Source organism: Mitsuokella apri, from assembly GCF_047974105.1.
Taxonomy (GTDB): Bacteria; Bacillota; Negativicutes; order Selenomonadales; family Selenomonadaceae; genus Mitsuokella.
In genome coordinates, this window is record NZ_JBHYRS010000007.1 from 102,533 (window position 1) to 126,032 (window position 23,500).

Here is a 23,500-nt window from a genome sequence, read left to right on the forward strand (position 1 = left end):
CATAAAGGGAAAGCTCCGTTTCTATATATAATAGTAGGAATCATAAATTACATAGTATAGTATACCACAAGAGGGAAAACGCCGGAAATGCAGGTCTGCGCAAAGAAAAAGACTGCCGCGGCAAGGCGGCAGCCAAGGATGTGTGTAAGCTGGCATCAGCCAACGAGGGATTGACCAAAATAGACGATACAGCCCATGATGATGATGAACGGGATGTAGAACTTAACGGCAAAGTGCAGGAGTTTGCCCTCGCAGCCGACCGTGCCGATGGCCGCCACGGCGATGGCAATGCTCTGCGGCGAAATCATCTTGCCGGCACAGGCTCCCGTGGCATTGGAGGCGGCAATCCAGGCCTGTACGCTTTTGCTGGCACCAATGGCCATGGCGGAGTCCGTCTGCAGCTTGCCGAAGAGCACGCACGAAGACGTGGCCGAACCCGTGATGAAGGTACCGATGGAGCCGATGAACGCGGCGATGGCCGGATAGGCCGTACCCGTAGCGGCAACAGCCGTTTCGGCGATTTCATGCGTCATGCCGGCGTAGCCCATGACTTTGGCCGTAGCGATGACGGTGATGATCGTGACGATCGTAAAGCGGAGGTTCCAGGCCGTGCGGCGCAGGCACGAGGTCATGCCGCCAAACGAAGCGCCCTGGATGGCACCGCCGATGAAGGCTGCAAGAAGAATCAGCACGCCCGGCGTTGCCAGCCAGGTGAACGTATAGGGCTCGCCGCCGGGGCCGTCGTAGATGAGGACGCTGCTCTTGATGAGGTTCAGCGGGTCATGGATGGCCGGAATGAGTTTTGAGGTCATGAGCAGGAAGACGAAGATGAGGATGAATGGCATCCAGGCGCGGATGCCGCCCGCAAGCGTGAACGGCTCTTCATCTTCGTGCGGCGGCATGGCGTGTTCGGGGTCGTTGACCGGGAAAAGTTTGGCACAGCCGATGATGGCTGCCATGGCGACAATCGCGCCGCCGACGACGGCAAGCTCCGGACCCATGAACATCGAAATGGCGATTTCAGCTGCCGAGAAGCCAACGCCGGCCGTCAGGCACATCAGGAACATGCCCTTGAGCCCCTTAAGGCTGTGGCTTGCGACGATGACCATGAGAAACGGGCAGAGGATGGTGAGAGGTGCAAGCTGCAGGGCTGTGTAAGTGGCGAGCAGGACAGGGTCCGTATCGGTGACACTGCCGAGCGTGACGAGCGGAATGCCGATGGAGCCATAAGCCGTCGGCACGGAGTTGGCAATGAGGCAGACCATAGCAGAAAGGACCGGATTGATGCCGATGCCGGCGAGCATGCCGGCAGGGATGGCGATGGCCGTACCAAAGCCGGCCATGCCCTCAAGGAAGCCGCCAAAACCCCAGCCAATCAGGAGAATCAAGACGCGGCGGTCGTTGCTCACGGAAGTCAGCATTTTTTTGATGGTATCCATGGCCTTTGTCTGGAGCGTCAGATTGTACGTAAAGATGGCCGCAATGATGACGAGCAGGATTGGCCAGCAGGCAAGAGCCACACCTTCGAGGGTGGCCTGCACAGCATGCGGGATCGTCATGTCATTGACAAAAATGCCGGCTGCCAGGGCGATGACGAGTGCAATCGGGCAGGCCTTGTAAGCTGCCATCTTGAGCACACTCAGCGCGATGATGAGCCAGAGGATTGGGGAGAGCGCGATGAGAAACATTGGGTCCTTCCTTTCTAAGCTTATCGTTTAATTTGATGTACTTCATCTGAAAAAAAGATGAACGGATAACTCATTATATAGACAGCTTCCCGGGAAAGTCAATGCAAAAAATAAAGGTTTTATCTTTTTAAGAATCAGAATTTTCACCTGTAATAAAGCAAAGAAAAAACCCCCATTGCTGGAGGTTTCTTTGCTTTGTTTTCTATGGACTTCTAAGAATCTAAGCCTTAGTAAATCTTCTGGATTTCGTAGCCGTTCTTGTTCAGGGCTTCGACGATATGCTGGATATGCTGTTCGTTGTGCGTCTCAACCGTGACAGTCAGCACGACCTTCTTGAAGCTGTCCGTGACCTTTGTCTGGTCGTGGTCGAGCTTGATGACATTGGCATTCTCTTCGGCGAGGATGCGCGAAACATTGAGAAGCTGGCCAGGCTTGTCCGGCAGCTGGACGGCAAAGCAGAAGACGCGGCCGCGTGCAATCAGGGCCTTGTCGATGAGTGCCGAGATGGTCGAAATATCGATATTGCCGCCCGAGATGATGCAGACGACTTTTTTATCCGTGAATGGCAGCTTGGCAAGGGCGGCGAGCGAGAGTACGCCGGCACCTTCGGCAACGAGTTTATGCTTCTCAATCAGCGAGAGCAGGGCGTTCATGATATCGATTTCGGAGACCGTGATGATGTCATCGAGGTATTTCCTGCAGAACTCAAATGTCAAAGTGCCGGCCGTTTTGACGGCACAGCCGTCGGCGACCGTATCGGCCGTTGGCAGCGTTACGATTTTGCCCGCTTCGAGCGCTGCTTTCATGCAGGCTGCGTTCTCCGGTTCCACGCCGATGACTTTGACATTCGGGTTGACGAGTTTCGTTGCGAGAGCGACACCGGAAGCAAAGCCGCCGCCGCCAATCGGGCAGAGGATGGCATCGACGTCCTTGAGGGCATCGATGATCTCAAGGGCCGTCGTGCCCTGGCCTAAGAGAACCTGCAGGTCGTTGAACGGATGGATGTAGACATAGCCGTATTTTTTCTGGAGTTCAAGGCTGTGTGCATAGGCATCGTCAAAGCCATCGCCGAAGAGGACGACCTCGGCGCCGAGAGCACGCGTGCCCTCGACCTTGAGGATTGGCGTCGTAGCAGGCATGCAGATGACCGCTTTGACGCCAAGTTTCCGGGCAGCGTAAGCGACGCCCTGGGCATGGTTGCCGGCAGAAGCCGTGATGACGCCTTTTTTGCGCTCTTCCGGTGTGAGCTGGCTGATTTTGTTGTAGGCACCGCGCAGCTTGAAAGCACCCGTATGCTGAAGATTTTCCGGCTTGAGATAAACGTCGTTATGACAGAGCTCGGAAAAATAATCGCTGTGAATGAGTCTTGTTTTGCGGGCTACGCCCTCAAGCTGTTTGGCAGCGCGATAGACGTCAGCAATCGTCGTATGTTCAACAATCTCAGCATTGGAAGGGCTGGAAGGATTAGAAACTTTTTTTTCTTCAGACATATTTAGGTTCCTCCTTTTATGAAGCGCGATACTTTCCGTATTTTATCCAGTTTATCACCATGAGCTTATAAAAGTCAATTACAACTTTACACTTGACTTGTGAAAAAAATATTGGAAAAGAAAAAGAAGTTTTTGGAGAATTTAGAGGAATTTGCCCATGTGTTCGCGAATTATACCACATGAAGAAAGAATACTACGGGAGGGATTCTTGTATGGAAAGGTTGGCGCGTATCCTGGTTCCGGTTGACGGATCTGGTGCTTCCGACCAAGCCGTGCGTTTTGCCGCCATTCTGGCAGATGCAACAGGGGCTTCTGTTGACATCCTGCATGTATCTTATTTTGACAGCAGTACGGATGCGGACGAAGTATCGTGGCTGCCGGATAGTGTGGCGGGTCCCATAGGACCGGAGGCTGAGAAAATTCTGGAGCAGGCGAAAAGGCTCATTCCCAAGGCGGTGCTCTTTGAAGCACATCACCGCATTGGCAGTCCTGCTGAGACGATTTTGGACTTTGCCGAGGAAAGGCACAGCGATATGATCGTCGTCGGCAGCCGCCGCATGGATGCCCTGCATGCCGCCCTGCTCGGGAGTGTCAGCACAGAGGTTCTGTACGAGGCGAAATGCCCTGTGACCGTGGTCAAAGAAAATCCTCATCCGTAATGGATATCATGTTAAGGGGGTAATACTATGATGAAGAATATCCTGGTACCGGTCGATGGCTCGGAAGGTTCGGACCGCGCTGTAACGGAAGCGATTTCTCTGGCAGAAGCATGTGATGCAAAGCTCAATTTCCTGTATGTCGCAAACATCAATCAGCTTGCCATCAATGCCTGCCTGTCCGATGCGATCCTTGAGGCTGTTACGAAAGCGGGCAATGTGGTACTTGACCGCGCCATGGAGATGGTTCCGTCTGGCATCGAAAAAGAAGCGTTCTCAGAGACAGGATCTCCTGCCGTCGTCATCCTTGACTTTGCGACGAGCAATGACATGGACCTCATCGTCATGGGCAGCCGCGGCCTCGGCGTCGTCAAAGGCGTACTGCTCGGCAGCGTCAGCCAGTATATTGTCGAACAGTCGAAATGCCCGGTACTCGTGGTAAAATAACACGGCATTTGTGAGTCAAAAAAGAGGTGTCCATAAGCGAAGCTTCAGCCTGCTGCGCGGAGCGTTGGACACCTCTTTTTTGACGCCTTTTTTAGAGGAAAAGCCGCTCAATCTTTGTAGAGCAGCACGATTTCTCCTTTTTTGCGCGTCGCGTTCATGTCGATGACGCGCTGATTCGAGGAGCCGCGGAAGTGGAGTGTGAGGTCGCGGAGTTCCTCGATGTATTCGCCGTCGACGAGAACGTCAATTTCCTTTAAAAGGTCGTCTGTCGCTTCATCGTGACGGTTCTGGAGCTCTTCAAGCGTATAGCCGGAGTAACTCCAAATGTCGAGACCGGCCTTGTGAATTTCTTTGGCCAGACGGGCAAGCGGCGCGCACTGCAGGAAGGGTTCGCCGCCGCTGAACGTGACGCCGGTGAGCAGGGGGTTGTTTTTGATTTTCTGCAGGATTTCGGCAATCGTCTCCTCGCGGCCGCCGTCTATAGGCTGGGTTTCGGGATTTTGGCAGTTAAAGCAGCGGCGCAGGCAGCCCTGTACAAAAATCGTAAAGCGGAAACCGTCGCCGTCGACAATGGAATCTTCCACGATGCCGGCCACGCGCAGCGTATCATCCTGTCCTGACATAGTAAATCGTCCTTCCTGATTCATTCATTTTGTTATATCTATCGTATACGGGCAATAAAAAGCCGCTGCCGGGGGGATGGCAGCGGCTTTTTGCATTTCATCAAAGTGCTCAGTGCAGGCCGTGCTTGACGCGGTCATGCTCTTCTGCGCGCTTCGCGTCGTTCCAGCGGTCGATCGTGCCGACCAGATAGCCTGTAATGCGGCGGATGCGTTCGAATTTCTGCGGCTGGAGTTCGTAGCGGATATCGACCTGGCCGTCCTTCGTGGCGGAGAGTTTCAGCGTATTGACTTTTTCTTTCGTCTGCTGCTCAACATAGTCGATATAATTGACGATTTCCTGCTCGGAGATATCGTTGAGTCCATTTACCTGTACATCAATGCCGTTTACTACCATCTGGGGTCACCCGTCCTTATCTGAATTGAAATGTTTTTGCAATCTGTATGTTTAAGCATCTTCAAATATATGGCGTATCTCGAATGCTTGGGTCAATTATACAATATATATTGCCCATGCGTCAAGGCACCCACTACATATAGTTTTCTGACAGTTCTACTTATCCACAAGAAGATAAGAATAAAAATGCATAATATAATTTTATATTCATATTGACAAAATGAGGAGAGGGAATGCAGTCATGATTTATCAGGCTGTTATGGTGAAAATAGAAAAAGCGAATGAATAAAGATTCTCCATAATAAACTTATCCACAGAAAAAGAGGGATAAGTCCTCTCTTTTCTGTGGATAAAAGAGTACTAGATCTTGTGGCCGAGTTATCCACAGCCCCTTTATTTAGGGGTGGATTCGTCTGGCTGCAGAACCGTGCGTGTCGGATATGGGATTTCGATGCCTTCTTCTCGGTAGCGGCGCGTCAGGGCCTTGATGAATTCGTGCTTGAGCAGGAATTGGTGCTCAAAATAGCTTGAGTGCAGGACGACGTTGAAGTCGATGCTCGATTCACCAAACGTATGGAAGCGTACGGCAGGCTCAAATTTGACATTTTTGTCGATGCGGGCCATGACGTCGTGTGCGACTTCGAGGGTTACGCGTTCGACCTGATCGAGGTCGCTGTCATAGGAAACGCCGACCGGGATGCTGATGACGATATCCTTGCGCGGCATGCTGTAATTCGTGATATTCGAAGAAGCGATTTTCTGGTTCGGGATGACAATCATGTTGCCGCCGCCTGCCGGTACGATGGTCGTAAAGCGCCAGGTGATGTCCGTGACGCGTCCTTCCTCGCCCGTGCTGAGCTTGATATAATCGTCGATGCGCAGCTGCTTGGAAAGAATCAGATGGAGCCCCGAGAAAATGTTAGCGAGTGTTTCCTGCAGGGCGAGGGCGACGGCCATACCGCCGACACCCATGGCGGTGAGGATCGGGGCAATCGAGATGCCGTAATACTGCAGAATGACGAGCACGCCCATCGCGTAGATGATGACGTTGAGGATGGTATTGAGGAGAGTCGTTTTTGGCAGTTTCTCCTGCGAACGTTCGATGTGCAGCGAGATAAAACCATTGATGGTGCGGGCTGCCACACGCGTAATCGAGAGGATGATGACGGTGAAGAGAATGTAGGAAAACAGCCTTGTAAGCGGCTCGATGATGTTGATGGTATTGACAATCCAGTAGAGGCCGACGACAAGGCACAGGGAGACCGGCACGCCGCGCAGTGCATTGATGAAGATGTAGAACCACGAACTTTCGTCGATGTTCAGATGATTTTCGATACGGCGGTTGATGAGCTTGTTGAGCATGATGCCGATGGTCAGAGATGCGGCTAGGATGCAGACGGGGATGAAGAGCATCTCCATCAGATGCGTCCAGTCAATCCACGAGAGCCATTCGGGAAACATAGAAAAACCTCCTTCGTTGTTATGAGATTAGCAGAAATCACTTGCAGACTAAAGTATATCCATTATACTATAGATGGGACAAAAGAAAAGTCAAAAATAACAAAAAGGTTAAAAACTGAACATAAAGGAGTGTTTTTTATGGCAGAAATCCTGCATGTCGGTCATCGTCTTGAGCTGCGCAAGGCAACGATGGATGACCTCGATTTTATCATGAGACTGGAGTACGACCCGGAAAATCTCAAATTCATCGTACCGTTTGACCGCGATTTCCATACGAAAATCATTACCGAGGGCAAGGCAGCCATGGATGTCATTGTCGAGGAAATCGACACGAAGGAGCCGGTCGGCTACCTGCTCATCAATGGTCTGACGACGCCGGCCAAGGAACTTGAGTGGACCCATGTCATCATCGACAAGAAGGGCAAAGGCTATGGCCATGAGGCAATGAAGCTTTTGAAAGCCTGGGGCTTTGATGATTTGAAATTCCATCGCGCCTGGCTCGACTGCAAGGATTACAATGCCCGTGCCCTGCATCTCTACGAATCGGAAGGCATGCAGCGCGAGGGGCTGATCCGCGAAACCATCCTGACAAACGGCGTCTATGAGAATCTTGTCATTCTCGGAATTCTCGACCGTGAATATCAGGCCCGCAAAGAGCAGGGCTTGGAACTCTGATGCTTCGGATTCTATCCTGGTAAAATAAAAAGTAAAATAAAAAAGAAGGTGTGGCTGGAATGCTTTTGCATCCCGGCTGCACCTTCTTTTGGTCTTATGGCTGATTGCGATAGCGCGTAGCGGTATCTTCAAAGGAAAAGCGTTCCGGATGATGGCGGGAAATGGTGTACTCAATCTGTATGCCATTGTCGTTGAAGGTTTGGCTGGTAATGACCGCCACGCAGTTGTAATCGCCGAGTTCCAGGCACTGCCTGTCTTCTTCGGTAACGCGTTCGACGGTTATGCGCCGTTTGCTCGTGACGATTTTGATGCCGAGAACATCTTCAAGGTATTCATAGATGGACTGCTGGGCAATTTCACTCGTGAGAGCCGGAACGAGATCTGCACGGAAAAAATTTTTGTCGAGGATCAGAGGCTGCCCGTCAAGCAGCCGCACGCGGTAAATCTTCCAGAGGATTTCTCCTTCGGGAAAGCCGGTTTTCCGGGCCAGGGCTGCCGTGCACACACAGCGCTCAAAGCGGAGGACTCTTGTCTTTGACTGCAGATGATTGCGCTGGGCTGCTTCCCTAAATGTCTCGATGCCGCCTATGCGAAATTCGCTCTGGGCGGCAGGCTGATAGAGCACGCGCACACCTTTTCCCTGAATAGCCTGTACGTATCCCAGCTCAATCAATTCGCGCAGGGCCCGTCTCACGGTGTTGCGCGAGCAATTGTAGGCTGCAGTCAGTTCGTTTTCTGAGGGCAGCAGTTTTTGATAGGCATATACACCTGTTTCCACTTTCTGCCTGAGGTCCTGATAAATATCAGCAAATTTTGCTTTCGGCATGAAAAATCCTTCCTTATTCCATCATCAGTTTTCAATTCTATCATCAGTTTTCACATACTTATTATAACGAGGTGGAACGTATTTCTGCAAATTTCGACAGGACAAGGAAGAATTGCTGATTTTCACAGTTGACTTGTTTAAACAAGCATGTTATAACTGAAGTATAAGAAATGTTATTTTGTAAGAAAGAGGCAGCGCTATGACAAGCTTTCACGATAAAGTCGTCTATCAGATTTATCCGAAGTCGTTTCAGGACACAAATGGCGATGGCTGGGGGGATTTAAAGGGAATTACGGCACGCCTCGATTATCTTGCAGACCTCGGTGTCGATTATCTCTGGCTCACGCCGATTTTTCCTTCACCGCAGCGTGACAACGGCTATGATGTGGCGGATTACCGCACCGTAGACCCGCGTTTTGGCACGATGGCGGATCTCGATACGCTCATTGCGGAAGCGGACAAGAGAGGAATCGGCCTGATGTTTGATATGGTGTTTAACCATACCTCGACGGCACACGACTGGTTCCAGAAGGCCTTGTCCGGTGACGAAAAATATATGAACTATTATATCTTCCGTGACGGCGCGCCGGAGACGCCGCCGACGAACTGGCAGTCCAAATTTGGCGGCCCCGCCTGGGAGTATGTGCCAAAACTCAAGAAATGGTATCTGCATCTCTTTGATGTCACACAGGCTGACCTGAACTGGGAAAATCCGGAAGTCCGCGCGGAACTCAAGGACATCCTGCGCTTCTGGAAGGAAAAAGGCATCAAGGGCTTTCGCTTCGATGTAGTCAATCTGATTTCCAAAGGCGAATACCGCGATGATTTTGAGGGCGATGGCCGCCGTTTTTATACGGATGGTCCGCGTGTACATGAATTCCTCAAGGAAATTGTGCATGACAGCGGTATTGACGGCATGATCACGGTCGGTGAGATGAGCTCGACGACGATTGACAACTGCATCCGTTATTCGAATCCGAAGGAACACGAACTTTCCATGACGTTCAGTTTCCATCATCTCAAGGTCGACTATAAGAACGGGGATAAATGGTCTTTGATGGCTCCTGATATGCATGCCTTGAAAGAAATCTTTGCCAAGTGGCAGGAGGGCATGGAAGAGGGCAATGGCTGGAATGCCGTTTTCTGGTGCAACCACGACCAGCCCCGCATTGTCTCGCGCTTCGGCGATACAGGGAAATACTGGCGCGAGTCTGCGAAAATGCTTGCAGCGGCCATTCATCTTATGCGCGGCACGCCGTACATTTATCAGGGGGAGGAAATCGGCATGACGAATGCGGATTTTACTGACATCCGTGCATACCGCGATGTCGAAAGCATCAACTACCATGATATCCTGAGGAAGAACGGCAAATCGGAAGAAGAAACGATGAAAATCATCACAGCGTGCTCGCGCGACAACAGCCGTACACCGATGCAGTGGACAGCCGGCGAAAAGGCCGGTTTTACGACAGGTACGCCGTGGCTGGGTCTCAACAAGAATCATGAAACCATCAATGCTGAGCAGGAGAGTGCAGATGGAAACTCGATTCTTTCCTTCTATAAAGAGCTCATCCGTCTGCGCAAAGAAATGCCGCTGATTGCCGAAGGCACCATTCATTTCCTTGAGCGTGAAAACGACGATGTGCTCGCCTATGAGCGGCAGCTTGGCGAAGAGCGGCTGCTGGTCTTCTGCAATTTCCGCCCGCAGGAAGCAGATTTGCAGGAATCGCCGCTGACGTATGAGAAAAATGGCTGGCAGAAACTTTTGGGCAATTACCCGGAATGCAGGGCAAATCTTCGTCCGTATGAAGTCGTTGTCTTGAAAAAATAATAAAATAACAGCATAACGATTAAAAAATCAGCCTTTCCTTTTTGGGGGAAAGGCTGATTTTTGTACACGGTATCACATGAGGTCTTCCCGTGTCAGGTGTTTGGCCTGTTTATCGTGGTACATGTTGGCATCGGCTTTGCGGATGAGGTCATCGATGTTGCCGAAAGGCGCTGTCTCGATGACATAGCCGAGGGCGGCGCTGGCCCTGTGGCCCTTGAGGTTTACCTCAATGCGCTGCAGGAGATTGCCGGCACCGATGGCATTTTCACAGGGCGTGATGGACAGAAATTCATCGCCGCCGAGACGGAATACTTTGTCACGGCCCATGATTTCCGTCAGGACGAAGGAAACGGTCTGGATGAGCAGATCGCCGCGTTCATGCCCGTAGGTATCGTTTGTCTTTTTGAGGCCGTTGATATCGGTGAAGATGATGGCATAGGAAACGCCGTTTTGAATCTTGTTTTTCAGGTAATCGTTCAGCGCACGGCGGTTGCCAATGCCCGTCAGCTGGTCAACGGTGCTGAGTTCCTGCAGATACGAAATATTGTTGCGGTTGCGCAGCAATATGGAGCAGACATGCATTGCAGCTTTGAGGAAAGGTGCCACGACTGGGAATTTTTCTTTTTCCGGGTTGAGGATAGCGATATACCCGACGGAGTGGTCGCCGATGACGACATGACCGGCAGCAAAGCGCTTGAGACCGCTGACATGGAAAAGAAGATCGGGATGTTTTTGTTCATAATGAGAGATATCTTCGACGAGCAGGATGGAGTCCTGAGCGAAGGCATCGTATAATGGTTTGACATCGAGAATTGGCAAATGGCGCAGTGAAGTCTGGAGAAGCGCTGCATCTTTGCTGTGCCATTCGTAGGAACAGCTCAGATGGAAGCCATCGGGTTCCTCCTCCATGAGGAGCACATGACCTGCTGCAAGCGACCGGCCAATCTTGTCAAGCATCTTCATGATGCCTCTTGCTGGATCTTCTTCCTGAATGGAAAGTGTGACAATATCATGGATGGACGCATCCAGTACATTGATATTCTCTGGTGACGAAAAGGCATTTGTCAGATGCTTGACATCAATGCTGTCGGAAAAGATATAGTCATCGCCATTCCAGGTGATCAGGGTGTTCCAGCACCAATAGTCAGAGCCCGTCCAGGGAAGATGCAGTTTGCGGAAGGAAAAACGGTCATGTGTCAAACGTTTCCTCGGACAGTTCTGACAGGGCTCTTGACTGCCGGCAATGAGTTCATAACATTTCTTGCCGGCATACTGGAAACTTTCCGGCAGGTGGAAACGGCTGAGCAGATAAGGATTGACATAGACGAGTTCATAGGTAAGAGGATCCGTGATATAGATTAGACGGTTGAGATGGTCGAATTTTTCCAGCTCAAAGGAGATGGAATCCCCATGATGCCCCGTGATGCCGAAGGCCGGCAGATTGCCGAGACAGCGTTCGGAGAGGATCTTCAGAAACTCATCCGATGTGCGCGCCTCAGTGCCCTGTTCTAAGGCATAATGACATGACAGCGTGCAGGCGTAACCGTCGATTTCCGTCGTTGTATGCATGGTCTTTTCGATTTCTTTTAAACGTTCGCGCATTTCGCCAATGCTCATATGTTTTTGGAACAGGACAAAGATACCGCTGCCCGTATGTGCTGCAACGAGATTTTTTTTCATTTCGCGGCGTATGGTATCGCGGAGATAGAGAAGCAGGCGTTTTTGAATGTGCGGACCGTATGTCTTGGCAATCCTGTCGAATTCCGGGATGATGAGCATGGCGCCGACATAATCTTCGCCGTGCAGGCGCAGATTGTCGGCGAATTCAACGCTCGCAAGGATCATGCCGCGGTAATTGTAGAAATTTGTCTCTTCATCGACGAGGTAAAGCCTGCGCTGCAGGGCCTGCTGTTTTTCCTGTTCTTCAAGGTCGCGGAATTCGCCGAGCAGGCCGACGATGTTGAGACCGCTGTAAATCGGATACTTGGAAAAGGAAATGGTATGCTGGCGTCCGTGTGTGATACAGTGACCGTGCCCATCATGGATGGGAAGGCCCTGCTTCAATACGGTTTCCTCGTGCCGGTCCATTTGGGCATTGGAAATATGCCAGCCGATATCATCATCGGTCTTGCCGATGAGGTCGTTGATGCTTTCGAGCCCGTAAAAGCGCAGAAAAGCAGGACTGGCGCCGACAAAACGTCCCTGCATGTCCTTCCAAAATAATTTCCGATGGGAAAAATGCATGAGGGAATGCCAGAGCTGTTCATCGCTGATGTTGTTTTCGCCGGTATTTTCCGGCAGACTGGTATAGCCGTAAGAAGCCATGATCGTGCGCAGCAGCTGTTCTTTTTCCGGTTGATTCTCAAAAATGAAGTCGTGCAGACAGATGAGCCGGCAGGGATGATTTTTTTGTTGGAAAAACACCACTTCAAAGGTTTGCCAGCGGTAACTGCTATTGGCCTGCTTGACGCGGAACAGCCCCGACTCCGTATGCGGCTGAAACCGGCTGGTTGGCATCTGCTGCCCAATATCGCGAATGAAGTGCAGAAATCTCTGGCGGTCGGACGGATGGATGTGATAGGAGGCATAGGCCAAAAAGGATTTCATAATGCCGTGCAGGTGTTCACCGGCTTTATAATGGCCAACCGTCGCTTCGATGATGTCGATGCGGTTGCGTTCCAGGTCCATTAGATAAATGTCGGGATAAATGTGCAGCAGGTTGCGGACAATATGGTCATAGTGAGAAGAATTGTCCTGGACCTCGTTTTCAGCCATCAGGTGGCGGAGCTCTGCCCGCTGCAGATAAAGGCCGTTGGTGCCAGCCAGCGTCTTGAGATGAAAATGAAAATACTGGCCTTCGCCGATGCAGGTGATTTCCTCCTGTTTGTGTGAGCGGATGGCCTGATTGGCAAGTGCGCGTATCCTGTCCTGTATGATTGGGGGCAGAAACTCGATGACGCGGTTTGCTTCTTTTTGACTGTTCAGGCCGGCTGCGCGCAGTTCTTTTTGATATGCTTCATTCGCCGCGAGCAGGGAAAAATCTGCGCCGGTGTCCAAAAGAATGGCCACGGGGGTGTCCGTGATGAGATTCGTGAGGCCGGCCTGCTTAAAGATCTGTCCTTCGACCGGCGATTCAATGAGAAGTTCTTCCTGCAGTTGTTCGACGATATCCCCGTTCGTGTGTAAGAAATTCTGGCAGACGGCACCATGCACCTTCTCGCAGCCAATATTGCGGAGAAACTGACATTGATGCAGAGTCTGTACACCTTCCGCTGCCACATGGATGCCGAGATTTTTGGCCATGAGTACAATGGAAGTCAGGATTTTGCGCGTATCTTCATGGAATTGATGAAAAAAAACGCGGTCCAGACTGATTTCATCAATGGCGTAACGCTGCAGGGCCGCCAGTGACGAATAGCCGTAGCCAAAATTGTCCAGAATGATGGGGTGACCCTGCGAACGGAAGCGGCGGATTGCATCAGCCAGAACTTCTTCATGCTGCGTAAAAGCCGTTTCGGTTATCTCAATCTGAAAATTTGCGTGTGGCAAATGGTATTTTTCAGTCAATTCAGCCAGCTCTTTGCACGGGTCCATCAGCGCAAAATCGCAGCGCGACAGATTCAGGATGACCGGCGGCTGGATAAACTTCCGCTGCAAATGATGGTATTGGTCGATGGCGGCCTTCTTCATGATGAAATGGTCGAGCAGGTGAATCTTGTGCTCCTCTTCCAGGACCGGCACGAAAATATTCGGCGGGATTTTGCCATGAATGGGATCATCCCAGCGAGCCAATGCTTCTAAGGAACAAACTTTGCCCGTCAGGGCACGCACGACAGGCTCATAACAAATTGAAATGTGTCCGTCGTGCAAAGCTCGTTCAAAATTAAGTCGAATGTATTCTTTTATGTTGATATCCACGATGTGTGTACCCCTTCCCCGAAAACAGGTATCCACTATATGCTGTAGCTATTATATCATTTTTCAAAACGTTTTGTTATGTGTATTCTTGTTCGACTTCCTGCTTAAAATGTAAAAAACTTGCGCGGGCATCAGAATTTGAGACAGATGTCCTTTTCTTTTCGTTTGTTATTGATTACAATAGAAACAAGAAAAAGCGATAGTCAAATTTAAAGAATCTGACGATTGCCAAATGCGAGAACAGATATCCGATTTTTGTGTAATCCACTTAGAAAAATGATTCCAGAGGAGGAATTTTGATGAAGGCAACAGAAATTCTGTCCCATGTAGACCACACCCTTTTGAAGCAGACGGCAACCTGGCATGACATCCAGCGCATCTGCGACGAGGCCGTCAAATACCATACGGCCACGGTCATGGTCCCGTCTTCTTTTGTGCCGCGCATCGTCGCGAAATACGGAAAACAGCTGAAAGTCGCCACGGTGGTCGGCTTCCCAAATGGCAATTGCAATACGGCGGCCAAGATTGCCGAGACGGCACAGGCTCTGGCCGATGGGGCCGAAGAAATCGATATGGTCATCAACATCGGCATGCTCAAGGCGGGCGAGACGAACTATGTGACGGATGAAATCCGCGCCCTCAAGAAACTCTGCGGCGAACGTGTTCTGAAGGTCATCGTCGAGACCTGCTTCCTGACCGAAGAAGAAAAGATTGCCGCATGCCAGTGTGTCACGGAAGGCGGCGCCGATTTCATCAAGACGTCGACGGGCTTTGGTTCGGCAGGAGCGAAGCTTTCGGATATCGAATTATTTAAGAAGCACATTGGACCGGATGTGCAGATGAAGGCTGCGGGCGGGATCCATACGCGCGAAGAGATGGAAGCGTTCCTCGCTGCCGGCTGCACGCGCCTTGGGGCCAGTGCTGCGGTAAAAGTCCTGAAGGACGAACTTTAAGCGATTGCCTTCTATTATATAGAAAGGAAGTAACAAACATGAATGCCTTTAAACGTGCTTTTATCATTGTACTCGACAGTTATGGCATCGGTGCGGAGCCGGATGCCGCGGATTTCGGCGATGGCGACTGCAACACGCTGCGCTCGATTGTCGGCTCGAAGGAATACGACACGCCGAATATGAAAAAAATCGGCCTGTTTAATATCGATGGGGTAGGCTGCGGCACCCCGGAGGCTCAGCCCATCGGTGCGTTTGCGCGCCTGCGTGAACTTTCGCGCGGCAAGGATACGACAACGGGTCATTGGGAAATTGCCGGCATCATCTCGGAGCGTCCGATGCCGACGTATCCAAACGGCTTCCCGCCCGATGTCATTGAGAAGCTCGAAAAAGCTTTTGGCCGCAAGGTCCTCTGCAATAAGCCGTATTCCGGCACGCAGGTCATCCACGATTATGGCCGCGAGCAGAAAGAGACGGGCGGACTCATCGTCTATACGTCGGCCGACAGTGTTTTGCAGATCGCCGCTCATGAAGATGATGTGCCGGTAGAACAGCTCTACGAATACTGCCGTATGGCCCGCAAAATCATGCAGGGCGAGCACGGCGTGGGCCGCATCATCGCGCGTCCGTACGTCGGCGAATACCCGAACTACACGCGCACGCCGCGCCGCCACGATTTTTCCCTCGATCCGACCGGGGACACGATGATGGATGCTCTCTCTCGCAAGGGCCTTGCGACCATCGGCGTCGGCAAAATCTCGGATATCTTCGCCGGCCGCAGTATCAGCCGCACGCTCGGCATCAATAAAAATAACGAAGACGGCATGGAAAAGACCCTCAAGGTCATGGATGAGGATTTCACGGGCCTCTGCTTTGTCAATCTCGTCGACTTTGATATGACGTACGGCCACCGCCGCAATATTGACGGCTACGCCAAGGCCGCGACAGTCTTTGACCGTCAGCTCGGTGAATTTATGGCTAAGATGAAGGATGACGATATCCTCATGATCACGGCCGACCATGGCTGCGATCCGGGCGCACCGGGTACGGACCATACGCGCGAGTATGTGCCGCTCCTGATGTACGGCAAGCACGTCAAGGCTGGCCTGAATCTCGGTACGTATCCGACGTTTGCCATGATTGGCGCGACGATTTCGGATATCTTTGACGCCGATCTCAAGACGAAGGGCGAGAGCCTGCTGCCGAGAATCATAAAATAATTTTCTGCTTTTCCCCTGCGCGGGGAAAAGCGTTATAGCAAAATTTGACAGAATACTTTAAATGAGGGGAATATTATTATGCGCATGTACGACTTGATTACGAAAAAGAAACATGGGAAAGTTCTGACGGATGCAGAAATCGAGTATATGATCAATGGCTACGTCAAGGGGGATATCCCCGACTACCAGATGTCGGCGATGCTCATGGCCATCTGGTTTCAGGGCATGACGGACCACGAAATCACGGAACTCACGAAAGTCATGGCCAAATCCGGTGATATGATCGACCTTTCGGCCATTGCCGGCAAGAAAGTCGACAAGCATTCGACGGGCGGCGTCGGCGACAAGACCACGCTGATCTGCGCGCCAATCGTCGCAGCCTGCGGCGGCAAGGTCGCGAAGATGAGCGGCCGCGGCCTCGGCCATACGGGCGGCACGGTCGATAAGCTCGAGTCGATTCCGGGGTATCAGACGGCCCTTTCGCGCGAGAAATTCTTCGATACCGTCAACAAATGCGGCGTCAGCGTCATCGGCCAGTCGGGCAACCTCGCCCCGGCTGACAAAAAGCTCTACGCCCTGCGCGATGTAACGGCTACGGTCGACAGCATCCCGCTGATTGCTTCCTCCATCATGAGCAAGAAGCTCGCGGCCGGCTCCGACTGCATCCTCTTAGATGTCAAGACGGGCAGCGGCGCCTTCATGAAGACGCTTGACGATTCCATCAAACTCGCGCAGACGATGGTCGCCATCGGTGAGCTCGCAGGCCGCCGCACGGTCGCGCTGATTACGGATATGGACACGCCGCTCGGCTACGGCATCGGCAACAGCATCGAAGTCATGGAGTCAATGGACGTGCTCAAGGGCCATGGCCCTGCCGACCTCACGGAAGTTTCGCTGCAGCTCGCGGCCAACATGCTCTATCTCGTCGGCAAGGGAACGCCTGAAAAGTGCCGCGCCATGGCGGAAAATGCCATCAAAGACGGCAGTGCATTTGAGACCTTCTGCACGATGGTCCGCGCTCAGGGCGGCGACGACAGCGTCCTGCGCGACTACACGAAATTCAAGCAGGCCCCGTACCGTGCCGACATCAAGGCGGAGCGCGACGGCTTTATCACAAAGATGAATGCCGAAGAAATCGGCGAGACGTCGGTCGTGCTCGGCGCTGGCCGCGAGACGAAGGAAAGTCCGATTGATTTTGCGGCAGGCCTGATCCTTCACAAGAAATACGGCGATGCCGTCAAGAAGGGCGACAGCCTCGTGACGCTTTATACGTCCAAGGAAAATGCTTTGGCAGATGCCGAGAAGATGTACCGCGAAGCCATTGCGATTGGCGACACGCAGCCGCCGAAAGAACCGCTTGTTTACGCACGCGTGGAAAAAGATAAGGTCGAGAAGTACTGAGACAGGGGAGATTGCATCATGAAAGACGAAGAACTCATCGATGTGGCGAAGAAATACCGCGAAAATGCCTATGCACCGTATTCGAAATTCAAGGTCGGTGCAGCTGTCCTGACGAAAAGCGGGGAAGTCTTTGGCGGCTGCAATATCGAAAATGCCAGCTATCCCGTCACGAACTGCGCGGAGCGCACAGCCATCTTTAAAGCCGTATCGGAGGGCCACCGCGATTTTGAGGCAATTGCCATCGTCGGGGATACTGAAGGCCCGTGCTCTCCCTGCGGCATGTGCCGTCAGGCTATCAGCGAATTTCGCATTCCCAAAATCATCATGGCCAATCTCAAAGGGAATTTTAAGACCGTATCGCTTGAGGAAATTCTGCCTTTTGCCTTTACGGAGAGTGACCTCTGATATATAATTGAAAAAGTGGTCAGATGTCCTCTTTTATCTGACCGAGGCATATCGCAATCCAAAAAGATAGGAGCAAATCTATGTATTTCGTGATTAATCTTCTCGGCGTGCTGATTTTTCTGGCCGTCGGTGTGCTCTTCTCCAAGAAGCGCAAAGACATTCACTGGCGCGGCGTAGGCTCTCTGCTCGCGCTCAACGTATTCATCGCGTGGTTTTTGACGTCATTCCCGATCGGGCGTGACATCGTGCAGGCGGCAGCTGCCGGTTTTACCTGGCTCGTCAGCGTCGCTTATGAAGGCATCGCATTTGCCTTCCCGGACTGGGTCCACGTACCGCAGATGAACTTCTTTACGTCGGCTCTGCTGCCAATTCTCCTCGTCGTGCCGCTTTTCGACATCCTGACGTATATCGGTTTTTTGCCGTTCATCATCAAATGGATCGGCAAGGCACTGGCCTTTATCACGCATGAGCCGAAATTTGAATCGTTCTTCGCGATTGAAATGATGTTTCTCGGCAACACGGAAGCTCTGGCTGTTTCAAGCCTGCAGCTCAAGCGCATGAAGGCCGACCGCTGCTTGACACTCGCCATGATGTCCATGAGCTGCGTTACGGCTGCCCTGATCGGTGTTTACACGAAGATGATGCCGGCTGAGTTCATCCTGACGGCAGTTCCCTTAAACGTCATCAATGCCCTGATTGTCACGAATCTCCTGCACCCTGTAAAGATTACGGAAGAAGAGGATACGGTTGCCCGCGTCAATGATGGCGGCAAGGCACGTGAGCCGTTCTTCTCGTTCCTTGGCAATTCGATTCTCGGTGCCGGCCGTCTGGTGCTCATCATCTGCGCGAACGTCATCGCGTTTGTCGCCCTCGCCAAGCTCATCGACATGCTGCTCGTGCTGATTTATCCGGCCCTCACGCTTGAGAATATTCTCGGCTGCATTATGTTCCCGTTCGCCTGGCTGCTCGGCCTCGATGCGACGGAGGCTTTTGCCATGGCACAGTACATGGGCACGAAACTCGTCACGAATGAATTCGTCGTCATGCTCAGCGTGCAGGATACCCTCAGCAATTACAGCCGCCATATGCAGGGCGTACTGACGGTCTTCATCACGTCGTTTGCGAATTTCTCGACGCTCGGCATGATCATCGGCTGCTTCAAGGGCCTGGTCGATGAGAACAAGAACGACCTGATTTCCCGCAATGTCGGGTACATGCTCCTTTCGGGCATTCTCGTTTCCCTGCTCTCCGCAGGTCTGGCCGGCCTTTTCATCTGGTAAGTCCGGTAAATTTGGTAAGTTTTTCCTGCTCATAAAATCTCCGCAGATTTTTCTGCGGGGATTTTTTTATAAAAAAGATAAAAAAGCTGTTGACAGAGCGCAAAAGGAATGGTAAGATATATATCGTTGCAGGCGGCAATTACGCGGCAGGGCAACAAAACTGAATAGCTTTTTTGGTAGAGCATTGTGGAGAGTTGTCCGAGTGGTTGAAGGAGCACGCCTGGAAAGCGTGTATACGGGGAAACCTGTATCGAGAGTTCGAATCTCTCACTCTCCGCCATTTTTATATCCTTTTTCAGGTCGGGCCGCAGTGTTTGGGTCTTGCGCAATGGAATCTCGCGAACCACGTCAGGTCCGGAAGGAAGCAGCGTTAAGCGAATCATTCCATGTGCCGCGAGGGTGCCTGGGGACTGCGGTTCGACGTGGAAAAGGATGAAGGGCAGCCTTTCGGGGCTGCTTTTTTGCTATAGAGATGCAGAGGAGGAATAGCGCGATGGCCTATGTTGCGCTTTATCGGAAATGGAGGCCGCAGACCTTCAAGGATCTGGTCGGTCAGGAACATATCAGCAGGACACTTGCCAATGCCATCACGAGCGGCCGCATCGGTCATGCGTATCTTTTTGCCGGCCCGCGCGGCACAGGCAAGACGAGTACCGCAAAAATTCTCGCGAAGGCCCTGAACTGTGAGCACGGCCCGACGCCGGAGCCCTGCGGCAAGTGTGAGCAGTGCCGCAAAATCACGGATGGCTCTTCGATGGATGTCTTTGAAATCGATGCGGCTTCGAACCGCGGCATCGACGAAATCCGCGATCTGCGCGAGACGGTAAAATTCGCGCCGGTCGACGGGCGCTACAAAGTCTACATCATCGATGAAGTCCACATGCTGACGACAGAGGCCTTCAATGCCTTGTTAAAGACTTTGGAAGAGCCGCCGGCCCATGTCGTCTTTATCTTGGCGACGACGGAAGCTCATAAAGTTCCTGCGACGATTCAGTCGCGCTGTCAGCGTTACGATTTCAAGCGTATTACAGTAGAAGAGATTGAAGGGCGTCTTCGCTATATCACGCATGAGATGAAGATGGAAGCCGAGGATGAGGCCCTCGCGATGATTGCCATTCAGGCCGATGGCGGCATGCGCGATGCCCTGTCCATCCTCGACCAGTGCGCGGCTCTGGCCGAGGGAAAAATCACGGCGGAGCGCGTACGCCAGATTCTCGGTCTTGTCGGCCATGACTGGATTTATAAGATGACAGAAGCGCTGGCTGGACGCAATGTACAGGACACCCTGCAGATTCTTGCGGAGCTTTTGCGCGATGGCAAAGACCTCAAGCAGATTCTTGCGGAACTCTCCCTGCATCTGCGCAGCCTCATGATTTTTCAGGCGGCCGGCACAGTCGAAGCGATGGATCTCTATGCCGAGCCTCAGGATGTATTACAGAAACAGAGCGGCCTTTTTGCGCCGGATGAACTGCCCCGTATGATTGGCCGTCTGCATGAGGCCATGAACGAGATGAAATGGTCGCCGCAGCCGCGCATTACGGTTGAAGTGGCACTGATGGCTCTCTGCCGTCAGGATTTGACGGCGGGCGGGGCAGAGCAGCCGGCTGCTTCGGCTCCAAAAGGCGAATACCACGCTCCTGCTGATGAAGCGCGCATTGCGAAGCTGGAGGCTGCCCTCGCCAGAGTCACGGCAGCACTGGCTTCCGGAAAAGCGCAGCTGCCCGCGCAAAATGGGCCGGCACAGGCTGCGGCCTCTGAGAAAATGCCTGCCGGCGGGGCTCCCGCGCCAGCGTCCCCGGAACCTGCTCCTGTCCATCACGACACAGCGGCAGCGGCTGAACCGGCTGCCGTGGACCAGGACGGCCTTGCCGTCTGGAACAAACTGTTTCAAGCCCTGCGTGAAGAACATAAAGCCCCGATTGTCGCCTGTCTCCAGAATGCGCAGTTTACGGGGATGTCTGCACATCAATTCCATATCCAGATGCAGAGCAGCCTCATGGCTTCTCTTGTCATGCGCAATTACCGCAAAATTATCGAACGAATCCTGCAGGCAGCAGCGGGCAGGGAATTACGGCTTGTCTGCACGGGCGAAGATGCGCCGATGAAGGCCCCGCCGCGTCCGCGCCGCCAGACCCGGCAGAGTGCAGCTCCGTCCGTTCGCCCGGCAGCAGAGCCAAAAATCAAGACTGCCGCTCCGGAAAAAGTGCTCAATAAAGTGGCGCCTGAAGAACAGGCCCCGCTCAAAAAGGCCTTTGACGTCTTCGGCGCCAATGTCGTCGGCGTTGACAATGTTGACAACACGGATACTGTAACGGTACCGGGAGGGCAGAATGCAGGCGGGGCCGAACCCGATATTCCCGATATTTATGAAGGCGGGGAAATCCCCCTGCCGGAAGACCAGGATGCCCCGCTGCCATCCGATAATGATGTACCGCCGCCAATGGATGAGGATGAGTGATATCGGCTCAATCATGAAAGATGAATCCGGATAAAGCAGTTGACGATATCCGTATTATTTGATAGTCTTAACTAGAAGAAATAATCAAAGTACATGCAGAAATGCATGAGAACGAGAGGTGTAATACATGTTTGGTGGAATGGGCAACATGGGCAATATGGCCGGCATGATGAAAAAAGTCCAGAAAATGCAGAACGAAATGAAGAAAATGCAGGACGAGCTCAAACGCAAGACGGTTGAAGTCACGTCCGGCGGCGGTGCTGTGAAAATCGTCATGAATGGTGAGAAACAGGTACAGGCTTTGACGATTGATCCGGCTGCTGTAGACCCTGAGGATGTCGAGATGCTGCAGGACCTCATCTCGGCTGCTTTCAATGAGGCCACGAAAAAAGTCGATGACATGATGGCTTCGGAAATGGGCAAGCTGACGAGCGGACTCGGTCTGCCGCCGGGACTTCTCTGAGATGCAGTATATCGCACCTTTAGCAAATCTGATTGAACACTTTCGCGCACTGCCGGGCATTGGCCAAAAGACGGCAGTGCGTCTTGCTTATCACGTACTCGATATGGATCCTGCACAGGCGAGGTCTTTGGCCTCGGCTATCATCGACGCGAAAGAAAAAATTGGATTCTGCAATACCTGTTTTAACTTAAGTGACCAGAACCCCTGTGCAATCTGCGCTTCCGAAGAGCGCGACCACTCGGTCATCTGCGTCGTGGAACAGCCGCAGGACGTGGCGGCGATGGAACGCATGCGCGATTATCATGGCGTCTATCATGTCCTGCACGGTGCCTTGTCGCCGCTTGAAGGCATAGGCCCAGGGGATATCCGCATCAAGGAACTTTTGGGACGCCTGCAGGACGATACGGTCAAGGAAGTCATCATGGCGACCAATCCCAATGTCGAGGGCGAGGCTACGGCTATGTACATAGCGAAACTTTTAAAGCCCTTGGGAGTCAAAGTCACGCGCATTGCTCACGGCCTGCCGATTGGCGGCGACCTGGAGTATGCGGACGAAGTGACACTCTCAAAAGCCATGGAAAATCGGAGGGAAATCTGATGTTTGAGTTCATAACAGCCTTTGCTGTCGGACTGGTCGTACTGTGTCTTGTCGGCAAAGTCATATCCCTGCCGCTGCACCTTATCTGGAAGCTCATCACCAACAGCATTGTCGGTGCCATCCTGCTTTGGTTTGTCAAAATCTTTGCGGTCAAAGTACAGATTACGTTTCTGAGTGCTCTGGTGGCAGGCTTCTTCGGCGTGCCGGGGGTCATTGCCGTACTGTTATATACGTATCTGTAATCACGCATTCGTGCAGAAAAAGGGATTGCCACGTTTTTTCAAGTTTTTTTGAAAAAGCTGTTGACAATCCCTTTTGTATACTGTATCATAATACAAGTCGCTGAGAGATACGGCAGACACAGACAAAAAGCCTTGAGTGGCAAAACCTGTGAAATCCAAAAAGCTTCAAAAAAGAAGAAAAAACTTCTTGACAAGCTGAGCTCGATGCGATAAGATATAAAAGTCGCTTGAAGCGAGAGTGCTTCGAAAGACCAAGCTGTTCTTTGAAAACTAAACAATGCAACATGAATCATTTGTGATTCAAGCCAGATGTTATTCGATGCGTAAGCATCAAAACATCGATTGATTATGAACATAAGCAATCGGCAATTTCTTTACTGAGCTTCATTTATTTGAAGTTCAGGCCAAAAAAGATTTTTAGAGCCAATCAAGGTTCTTCATATTTTATGGAGAGTTTGATCCTGGCTCAGGACG

Annotated in this window: 20 protein-coding genes, 1 tRNA gene and 1 other RNA gene; 15 read left to right on the forward strand and 7 right to left on the reverse strand. The window is 52.0% G+C overall.

Features of this window, described 5'->3' with window-relative positions; translation table 11 throughout:
- Positions 1 to 155: 155 nt before the first annotated feature.
- Complete coding sequence (locus tag ACE419_RS09735; protein WP_435721863.1) at positions 156 to 1,688, reverse strand: L-lactate permease; 1,533 nt, start codon at positions 1,686 to 1,688, stop codon at positions 156 to 158.
- Positions 1,689 to 1,915: 227 nt separating this feature from the next.
- The gene (gene ilvA, locus ACE419_RS09740; RefSeq protein ID WP_432648021.1) at positions 1,916 to 3,178 is read right to left on the reverse strand and encodes a threonine ammonia-lyase; all 1,263 of its coding nucleotides are present in this window, start codon (positions 3,176 to 3,178) and stop codon (positions 1,916 to 1,918) included.
- A 212-nt stretch (positions 3,179 to 3,390) separates the two neighbouring features.
- On the opposite strand from ilvA, the gene ACE419_RS09745 reads away from it, so the two are divergent.
- A complete protein-coding gene (locus tag ACE419_RS09745) occupies positions 3,391 to 3,837 on the forward strand; it encodes a universal stress protein (protein WP_432648022.1) in 447 nt (148 codons plus the stop codon).
- Between the two features lie 27 nt (positions 3,838 to 3,864).
- Positions 3,865 to 4,281: a universal stress protein gene (locus tag ACE419_RS09750; RefSeq protein WP_295630651.1), complete on the forward strand. Its 417-nt coding sequence runs from the start codon at positions 3,865 to 3,867 to the stop codon at positions 4,279 to 4,281.
- Between the two features lie 107 nt (positions 4,282 to 4,388).
- On the opposite strand, the gene nrdG is transcribed toward ACE419_RS09750, so the two are convergent.
- From nrdG to ACE419_RS09765, 3 genes are all read right to left on the reverse strand, one after another.
- Complete coding sequence (nrdG, locus tag ACE419_RS09755) at positions 4,389 to 4,904, reverse strand: anaerobic ribonucleoside-triphosphate reductase activating protein (RefSeq protein WP_432648023.1); 516 nt, start codon at positions 4,902 to 4,904, stop codon at positions 4,389 to 4,391.
- A gap of 109 nt (positions 4,905 to 5,013) precedes the next feature.
- Positions 5,014 to 5,298: an anaerobic ribonucleoside-triphosphate reductase gene (gene nrdD / locus ACE419_RS09760; protein ID WP_432648024.1), complete on the reverse strand. Its 285-nt coding sequence runs from the start codon at positions 5,296 to 5,298 to the stop codon at positions 5,014 to 5,016.
- Between the two features lie 393 nt (positions 5,299 to 5,691).
- The gene (locus ACE419_RS09765) at positions 5,692 to 6,759 is read right to left on the reverse strand and encodes a mechanosensitive ion channel family protein (protein ID WP_435721864.1); all 1,068 of its coding nucleotides are present in this window, start codon (positions 6,757 to 6,759) and stop codon (positions 5,692 to 5,694) included.
- A 138-nt stretch (positions 6,760 to 6,897) separates the two neighbouring features.
- Here ACE419_RS09765 and ACE419_RS09770 point away from each other — a divergent pair, with 138 nt between their 5' ends.
- Positions 6,898 to 7,434, forward strand: coding sequence for a GNAT family N-acetyltransferase (locus tag ACE419_RS09770; RefSeq protein WP_432648559.1), 537 nt, complete (start codon positions 6,898 to 6,900; stop codon positions 7,432 to 7,434).
- A gap of 94 nt (positions 7,435 to 7,528) precedes the next feature.
- Here ACE419_RS09770 and treR read toward each other — a convergent pair whose 3' ends face one another.
- Positions 7,529 to 8,260, reverse strand: a complete 732-nt coding sequence (treR, locus tag ACE419_RS09775; RefSeq protein WP_435721865.1) for a trehalose operon repressor — start codon at positions 8,258 to 8,260, stop codon at positions 7,529 to 7,531.
- 199 nt (positions 8,261 to 8,459) lie between these two features.
- Here treR and treC point away from each other — a divergent pair, with 199 nt between their 5' ends.
- Positions 8,460 to 10,091 (forward strand): alpha,alpha-phosphotrehalase, encoded by a 1,632-nt coding sequence (gene treC, locus ACE419_RS09780; protein ID WP_435721866.1) that lies wholly within the window; start codon positions 8,460 to 8,462, stop codon positions 10,089 to 10,091.
- A 72-nt stretch (positions 10,092 to 10,163) separates the two neighbouring features.
- Here the strand turns inward: treC and ACE419_RS09785 are convergent, their stop codons facing one another.
- Positions 10,164 to 14,009, reverse strand: coding sequence for a bifunctional diguanylate cyclase/phosphodiesterase (locus ACE419_RS09785; protein ID WP_435721867.1), 3,846 nt, complete (start codon positions 14,007 to 14,009; stop codon positions 10,164 to 10,166).
- A gap of 299 nt (positions 14,010 to 14,308) precedes the next feature.
- On the opposite strand from ACE419_RS09785, the gene deoC reads away from it, so the two are divergent.
- The 11 genes from deoC (at position 14,309) to ACE419_RS09835 (ending at position 23,026) form a co-directional block, all read left to right on the forward strand.
- On the forward strand, positions 14,309 to 14,962 hold the full coding sequence (gene deoC, locus ACE419_RS09790) for a deoxyribose-phosphate aldolase (protein WP_435721868.1): 654 nt from the start codon (positions 14,309 to 14,311) through the stop codon (positions 14,960 to 14,962).
- 38 nt (positions 14,963 to 15,000) lie between these two features.
- Positions 15,001 to 16,179 (forward strand): phosphopentomutase, encoded by a 1,179-nt coding sequence (locus ACE419_RS09795; protein ID WP_435721869.1) that lies wholly within the window; start codon positions 15,001 to 15,003, stop codon positions 16,177 to 16,179.
- A 78-nt stretch (positions 16,180 to 16,257) separates the two neighbouring features.
- Positions 16,258 to 17,580 carry a pyrimidine-nucleoside phosphorylase gene (locus tag ACE419_RS09800; RefSeq protein WP_432647243.1) on the forward strand — a complete coding sequence of 441 codons (1,323 nt, stop codon included), beginning with the start codon at positions 16,258 to 16,260 and terminating at the stop codon, positions 17,578 to 17,580.
- Between the two features lie 18 nt (positions 17,581 to 17,598).
- Entirely contained in the window at positions 17,599 to 17,985 is a 387-nt protein-coding gene (locus ACE419_RS09805) for a cytidine deaminase (protein ID WP_432647244.1), read from the forward strand.
- A gap of 80 nt (positions 17,986 to 18,065) precedes the next feature.
- Positions 18,066 to 19,265, forward strand: coding sequence for a NupC/NupG family nucleoside CNT transporter (locus ACE419_RS09810; RefSeq protein ID WP_435721870.1), 1,200 nt, complete (start codon positions 18,066 to 18,068; stop codon positions 19,263 to 19,265).
- A gap of 188 nt (positions 19,266 to 19,453) precedes the next feature.
- Positions 19,454 to 19,545, forward strand: a tRNA-Ser gene (locus ACE419_RS09815).
- A gap of 32 nt (positions 19,546 to 19,577) precedes the next feature.
- An RNA gene (ffs, locus tag ACE419_RS11645) (signal recognition particle sRNA small type) lies at positions 19,578 to 19,677 on the forward strand.
- Positions 19,678 to 19,758: 81 nt separating this feature from the next.
- Positions 19,759 to 21,723, forward strand: a complete 1,965-nt coding sequence (dnaX, locus tag ACE419_RS09820) for a DNA polymerase III subunit gamma/tau (protein ID WP_435721871.1) — start codon at positions 19,759 to 19,761, stop codon at positions 21,721 to 21,723.
- A 127-nt stretch (positions 21,724 to 21,850) separates the two neighbouring features.
- The gene (locus ACE419_RS09825) at positions 21,851 to 22,186 is read left to right on the forward strand and encodes a YbaB/EbfC family nucleoid-associated protein (RefSeq protein WP_432647247.1); all 336 of its coding nucleotides are present in this window, start codon (positions 21,851 to 21,853) and stop codon (positions 22,184 to 22,186) included.
- Position 22,187: 1 nt separating this feature from the next.
- Positions 22,188 to 22,784 (forward strand): recombination mediator RecR, encoded by a 597-nt coding sequence (gene recR, locus ACE419_RS09830; protein WP_435721872.1) that lies wholly within the window; start codon positions 22,188 to 22,190, stop codon positions 22,782 to 22,784.
- Complete coding sequence (locus tag ACE419_RS09835; protein ID WP_432647249.1) at positions 22,784 to 23,026, forward strand: pro-sigmaK processing inhibitor BofA family protein; 243 nt, start codon at positions 22,784 to 22,786, stop codon at positions 23,024 to 23,026. The genes recR and ACE419_RS09835 overlap by 1 nt, the downstream gene beginning before the upstream one ends.
- The last annotated feature ends 474 nt before the right edge of the window (positions 23,027 to 23,500 follow it).

What these genes read in the sequence shown, in the direction of transcription:
- ACE419_RS09770 (WP_432648559.1), top strand. Translation starts at nt 6,898, where the DNA reads ATGGCAGAAATCCTGCATGTCGGTCATCGTCTTGAGCTGCGCAAGGCA.
- dnaX (WP_435721871.1), top strand. Translation starts at nt 19,759, where the DNA reads ATGGCCTATGTTGCGCTTTATCGGAAATGGAGGCCGCAGACCTTCAAG.
- ilvA (WP_432648021.1), bottom strand. Translation starts at nt 3,178, where the DNA reads ATGTCTGAAGAAAAAAAAGTTTCTAATCCTTCCAGCCCTTCCAATGCT.
- recR (WP_435721872.1), top strand. Translation starts at nt 22,188, where the DNA reads ATGCAGTATATCGCACCTTTAGCAAATCTGATTGAACACTTTCGCGCA.
- ACE419_RS09750 (WP_295630651.1), top strand. Translation starts at nt 3,865, where the DNA reads ATGATGAAGAATATCCTGGTACCGGTCGATGGCTCGGAAGGTTCGGAC.
- treC (WP_435721866.1), top strand. Translation starts at nt 8,460, where the DNA reads ATGACAAGCTTTCACGATAAAGTCGTCTATCAGATTTATCCGAAGTCG.
- ACE419_RS09825 (WP_432647247.1), top strand. Translation starts at nt 21,851, where the DNA reads ATGTTTGGTGGAATGGGCAACATGGGCAATATGGCCGGCATGATGAAA.
- deoC (WP_435721868.1), top strand. Translation starts at nt 14,309, where the DNA reads ATGAAGGCAACAGAAATTCTGTCCCATGTAGACCACACCCTTTTGAAG.
- ACE419_RS09835 (WP_432647249.1), top strand. Translation starts at nt 22,784, where the DNA reads ATGTTTGAGTTCATAACAGCCTTTGCTGTCGGACTGGTCGTACTGTGT.
- treR (WP_435721865.1), bottom strand. Translation starts at nt 8,260, where the DNA reads ATGCCGAAAGCAAAATTTGCTGATATTTATCAGGACCTCAGGCAGAAA.
- ACE419_RS09810 (WP_435721870.1), top strand. Translation starts at nt 18,066, where the DNA reads ATGTATTTCGTGATTAATCTTCTCGGCGTGCTGATTTTTCTGGCCGTC.
- ACE419_RS09745 (WP_432648022.1), top strand. Translation starts at nt 3,391, where the DNA reads ATGGAAAGGTTGGCGCGTATCCTGGTTCCGGTTGACGGATCTGGTGCT.
- ACE419_RS09800 (WP_432647243.1), top strand. Translation starts at nt 16,258, where the DNA reads ATGCGCATGTACGACTTGATTACGAAAAAGAAACATGGGAAAGTTCTG.
- ACE419_RS09805 (WP_432647244.1), top strand. Translation starts at nt 17,599, where the DNA reads ATGAAAGACGAAGAACTCATCGATGTGGCGAAGAAATACCGCGAAAAT.
- ACE419_RS09765 (WP_435721864.1), bottom strand. Translation starts at nt 6,759, where the DNA reads ATGTTTCCCGAATGGCTCTCGTGGATTGACTGGACGCATCTGATGGAG.
- nrdG (WP_432648023.1), bottom strand. Translation starts at nt 4,904, where the DNA reads ATGTCAGGACAGGATGATACGCTGCGCGTGGCCGGCATCGTGGAAGAT.
- ACE419_RS09735 (WP_435721863.1), bottom strand. Translation starts at nt 1,688, where the DNA reads ATGTTTCTCATCGCGCTCTCCCCAATCCTCTGGCTCATCATCGCGCTG.
- nrdD (WP_432648024.1), bottom strand. Translation starts at nt 5,298, where the DNA reads ATGGTAGTAAACGGCATTGATGTACAGGTAAATGGACTCAACGATATC.
- ACE419_RS09795 (WP_435721869.1), top strand. Translation starts at nt 15,001, where the DNA reads ATGAATGCCTTTAAACGTGCTTTTATCATTGTACTCGACAGTTATGGC.